Source organism: Frankia sp. AgKG'84/4 (genome assembly GCF_023242965.2).
GTDB lineage: Bacteria > Actinomycetota > Actinomycetes > Frankiales > Frankiaceae > Frankia.
The window spans coordinates 1-4,473 of record NZ_JALKFU020000438.1 but is presented as its reverse complement, the minus strand read 5'-3'; the positions used below and the strand labels follow the sequence as shown (position 1 = coordinate 4,473).

The 4,473-nt window shown below is 73.9% G+C and carries 4 protein-coding genes and 1 pseudogene; 2 read left to right on the top strand and 3 right to left on the bottom strand.

The window, feature by feature from the left end:
* A partial coding sequence (locus MXD58_RS20775; RefSeq protein ID WP_250609765.1) for a phytoene desaturase family protein occupies nt 1-1,137 on the top strand: 1,137 nt, incomplete at its 5' end.
* A 39-nt stretch (nt 1,138-1,176) separates the two neighbouring features.
* Here the strand turns inward: MXD58_RS20775 and MXD58_RS20770 are convergent.
* Together MXD58_RS20770 and MXD58_RS20765 are read right to left on the bottom strand one after the other, a co-directional pair.
* Nucleotides 1,177-1,779 (bottom strand): molybdopterin-binding protein, encoded by a 603-nt coding sequence (locus MXD58_RS20770; protein ID WP_248840086.1) that lies wholly within the window; start codon nt 1,777-1,779, stop codon nt 1,177-1,179.
* 215 nt (nt 1,780-1,994) lie between these two features.
* Nucleotides 1,995-2,726, bottom strand: a complete 732-nt coding sequence (locus MXD58_RS20765; RefSeq protein ID WP_308302008.1) for a CDP-alcohol phosphatidyltransferase family protein — start codon at nt 2,724-2,726, stop codon at nt 1,995-1,997.
* A 74-nt stretch (nt 2,727-2,800) separates the two neighbouring features.
* Between MXD58_RS20765 and MXD58_RS20760 the strand changes: the two are divergent.
* A pseudogene (locus MXD58_RS20760) lies at nt 2,801-3,046 on the top strand (hypothetical protein); the annotation flags it as partial.
* Nucleotides 3,047-3,284: 238 nt separating this feature from the next.
* On the opposite strand, the gene metF reads toward MXD58_RS20760, so the two are convergent.
* Nucleotides 3,285-4,181 carry a methylenetetrahydrofolate reductase [NAD(P)H] gene (metF, locus tag MXD58_RS20755; RefSeq protein ID WP_248840087.1) on the bottom strand — a complete coding sequence of 299 codons (897 nt, stop codon included), beginning with the start codon at nt 4,179-4,181 and terminating at the stop codon, nt 3,285-3,287.
* Nucleotides 4,182-4,473 lie beyond the last annotated feature (292 nt).

Sequence of the window (4,473 nt, the reverse complement as noted above, 5' to 3'; positions counted from 1 at the left end):
GTGGCGGCCCGCGCCGCCCGGGTGTTCGAGGCGGCCGACGGGCCGTTCCTGTCACAACCGGTACGGCTCGGCGGCCTCGCCCGGCTCGCGTCGGTCCGGCCGGCGGATCTCGCCACGGTCGCCCCCGGCCGGACTCTGCGCGGGCTCGGCCGCGCTCTGCTGCCCGATCCACGACTGCGCCAGCTGCTCGACCGGTACGCGACATATTCCGGTTCCGACCCGCGCCGCGCCCCGGCCGCGCTGGTCTCGGTCGTCCACGCCGAACGGCACTTCGGCGGCTGGTACGTCCCCGGTGGGCTGCGCCGCCTCGGCGCGGTCATCGCGGCGCGCGCGCAGGAGCGCGGCGCCCGGTTCCTGCTCGACACCCGGGTGCTGACGGTGACCCGCACTCCCGGTGGTCGGGTGGACGGGGTGCGTCTCGTCGACGGCCGGCTGCTGCCCGCCGACGTCGTCGTCGCCAACGTCGACGCGGCCGCGCTCCACGGCCGGCTCGTCGCGGATCCCGCCGATCGCGCCGGCCGCCGCCGGGTGCGCCGCGCCACGCCATCGATGTCCGGGTTCGTGCTGCTGCTGGCTCTGTCGGGCCGCACCCCTGGGCTGGGACACCACACGGTGACGTTCCCAGCGCACTACGACGACGAGTTCGACGCGGTCTTCGCCGGCCGCCTCGCCGTCGACCCAGCGGTCTATCTCAGCTCCCCCGCCGACCCGGCCTGCGCCCCGCCCGGCGACGAGGCGGTCTTCGTCCTGGTCAACGCCGCGCCCCACGTGCCGGCGGGAGGTGACGGCAGGCCCGCGGCGTCCGGGCATGGCCTGGACTGGGACCGGCCGGGCCTGGCCGACGGGTACGCCCGTCAGGTGCTCGACCTGCTCGCGGCCCGCGGGTTCGACTTCCGGGGACGGCTTCGGTGGTACGAGACGATCACGCCGGCCGACCTGGAACGGCGCACCGGCGCGGTCGGCGGGTCGATCTACGGCACGTCGTCGAACGGGATGCGGGCGGCGTTCCTGCGCCCACCGAACGCCACCGGCGTGCCCGGGCTGTTCCACGTCGGCGGCTCGGCGCATCCCGGCGGCGGGCTGCCGCTGGTCGTGCGGTCCGCGCAGATCGTCGCCGGGCTCATCGGGCCGGCCTGACGGGCCCGACGAACCCGGCGACGCTGGACAGGCCGGCGTCTACAGGCCGACGCGCGCGAGAAGGACTGCGGTGACGCCGCTGACGTAACGGCCGCCCTTGGTGTCGTCGGGGGCGGTCAGCCGGGGCCCGGTGGTCGCGAGCGACGCGCCGTCCTCGGTCACGGCGAGCAGGCTCGCCGAGCCGGCGAAGCCAGGGGCGATCTCACCCCAGGACACGACCGACTCGTAGCCGTCGCTGGCGTGCACGACGGCGGCGTAACGCAGCGCGTCGTTCTTCACGTCGGCGCGGAACGACGGCCTGGCCGCCTGCAGCACGTCGTAGAGCAGCGGGCCGGTGTAGGTGTGGGTCTGCTGGCCCGCTGCGCTGGCGAAGGTGACGGTCTGGGTGTGCTGCGGGTACTTGCTGGCGAGGTCGGCCACGGTCAGGCGCAGCGGACGGGCGATCCGGCCGAGCAGGAGGACGCGTCCGGGCTGGCCGGGCGTGCTGCTGACGGCCTCTGCCTCGGTGGCGGGCGCCGGGGTCGGCGTCGCCGCCTGCGCCCGCCAGGTGGGCAGCAGGCTCAGCAGGACGGCCGCGGTCAGTGCGAGAACGATCGCGACCACGCGCGGCGGGGACAGTTTGCGGGCGATGTGCGAAAGCATTTTCCCGAATCCTTTGTGGAGGGCAGGGACCGCCGGGTACGGATCGCGCCACCGCGACCGTTGAGCGACCGAGTTACGGGCGAATCGTAGCAATGCATCCGCACCTTCGGGTCAATACCAGTTTTTCGCCCGCTTCTACGGAGTGGGAAAAGTTTTCCGAGTTGTAGCGCTCAGAAAATATTCAGTACACATATGGATGGGGGTCGGTGCGCGGGTCAGTCGGCGGGACGGTCGCCGCCCTGGCCGTCCCCGGCCAACGCCGCGCGCACGGTGACCGTGAGCTGACCGAGACCGATCACGGCGACCGCGAGCGTCCCCCCGGCGGCGGCGCCGGCGACGGTGCCGGCCAGCCCGGGAACGACCCCCGCGCCAGCCAGTCCGAACCCGGCGACGATCAGCCGGGTCGGCCGTTCACCCACTGTCACCACGCCGATCTCGGCGAACCCGGCGCAACCTGCCCGCGCCCGGGTGTATTCGAGCAGGCCGAGCGCGACACCCGCGGCGACGACCAGCCCGCCGGGGGCGCCGAGGTACCACAGCGCCAGCAGGCACAGCGCGTCGCCGCAGCGGTCCGCCACCGAGTCCAGCACGTAGCCCCAGGCGCTGACGCGGTCGGTGAGCACCGCCACCGCGCCGTCCACGCTGTCGGCCAACCCACCGAGGAGCAGCGCCGCCACACCGAGCAGCGGCCAGCGCCCACCCGTGGCGGCCGCCGGGACGGCGAGCGCCACGAGCGCCACACCGGCCGCGGTGACCGCCGAGGGCGGCACCCGCAGCGCGGCGAAGGGGCTCGCGAGCCGGTGGATGAGCCCCAGCCAGGCGCGCACCAGCCACAGGCCATTCGCCGGGTCGTAGCCGCCGTGCAGCGTCGCCCAGCGGGCCAGATAGGTCTCGCGGTTCGGCACCGGCCTATGCACGCCGCCCATGGTGCCTGGACGTAGAGTCACCTGGTACTCCGACCACGGGATTTGCCACCGTTCGGGCGGGCAGGCCGAGGCGCGGGTCCGATGACAGGAGCGATGTGAACGAGCAGCCAGCCGGCGTGGTGGAGACCTTCGCCGACCTCGACGCCGAGGCGATCTTCGCGCCGCACCGCGACCAGGTGATCCTCGCGGTCCGGATCACCCCGGTCTTCAACACCCTCGACCTCGGCCTGGTCGCCGCGGTGGTCGACGCGGCGAACCAGGCGGGCTTCGCCCTGGTGCGCGAACAGTCGTTCCGCGACGAATGGCTGCTCTGCGTCTTCGACGCCTACGACGATCACGACGCGCCGGGCCTCGGTCGTAGCCGCGACCTCGACGACCGCGACCTCGACGACCGGGAGCTCGACGACCGGGAGCTGGACGACTGAAGGACCCGACGACGGCGCGGACCCGACGACGGCGCGGACCCGACGACGGCGCGGACCCGACAGCGGCGCGGACCCGACAGCGGCGCGGACCCGACAGCGGCGCAGCCTCGAAGGCGACCGGTTCCGGTACGACCGCGGCGGTCGGCCGACGGCGCTACCGCACCGCCTGGAAGATCTCCCTGGTCGCGCTGGACCGGTTCAGGGTGATGAAGTGCAGCCCGGGCGCGCCGCCGTCGAGCAGCGTGCGGGACAGTTCGGTCGCCACCTCGAGGCCGATCGCCCGCACGGCGGCGGGGTCGTCGGCGACGCCCTGGAGCCGGTCGGCCAGCGCCGGCGGGAAGGCCGCGCCGGAGAGCTGGGCCATCCGGACGATCTGCGCGACGTTCGTCACCGGCATGATCCCGGGAATGATCGGCTTGTCGCAGCCCAGGGCCCGGACCCGGTCGACGAGGCGGAAGTAGTCCTCGGCGCCGAAGAAGAACTGGGTGATGGCGTAGTCCGCGCCGGCGTCGAACTTGCCGACCAGGTGGCGGGCGTCGGAGTCGAAGTCCGCCGAGCGGGGGTGCTTGTCCGGGAAAGCCGCGACCCCGACGCAGAAGTCCCCGACCGAGCGGACGAGGCGCACCAGGTCCGCGGCGTACTCCACGCCCTGCTCATGCGCCGTCCAGACGCCCTGCGGGTCGCCGGGCGGATCGCCGCGCAGCGCGAGGACGTTGCGCACGCCGGCGCCGGCGTACGTGCCGATCACCTGGCGCAGTTCGGCGACCGAGTGGTTCACCGCGGTGAGGTGCGCGATCGGGGTGAGCGTCGTTTCCGTGGCGATCCGCTCGGTGACCCGGATCGTGCCCTCCCGGTTGGAGCCGCCGGCGCCGTAGGTCACCGAGACGAACGAGGGCCGCAGCGCCTCGATCTGCCGCAGGGCGGTCCACAGCTGGCGCTCGCCGTCGGGCGTCTTGGGCGGGAAGAACTCGAAGGAGAACGACGGGTGCCCCGAAGCGAGGAACTCCGCCATCGTCGCCGGTTTCGCGCTCACACTCGGTACCGCCGTCATGCGACGAGACTAGCTGGAACGGGACCACACCCATGGACGGACCCCGCCCACGGGGCGGACCGCGGCGGGCCCGCTGCGACCGGCCGCGGACGGGTGTGGCCAATGCCGCAGGTCCGCCCAGATCCACCGGATCGGCCGGCCCCGCGGGCACGACCGGACCGCTCCCAGCGCTCAGATCGGCAACGCTCAGATCGGCAACGCTCAGATCGGCAACGCTCAGATCGGCAGCGGGCCCAGCGGCGCGGCGTGGCCGACCCGCACCCGGCCGGACGTCGTGCGGGCGACCACCCGG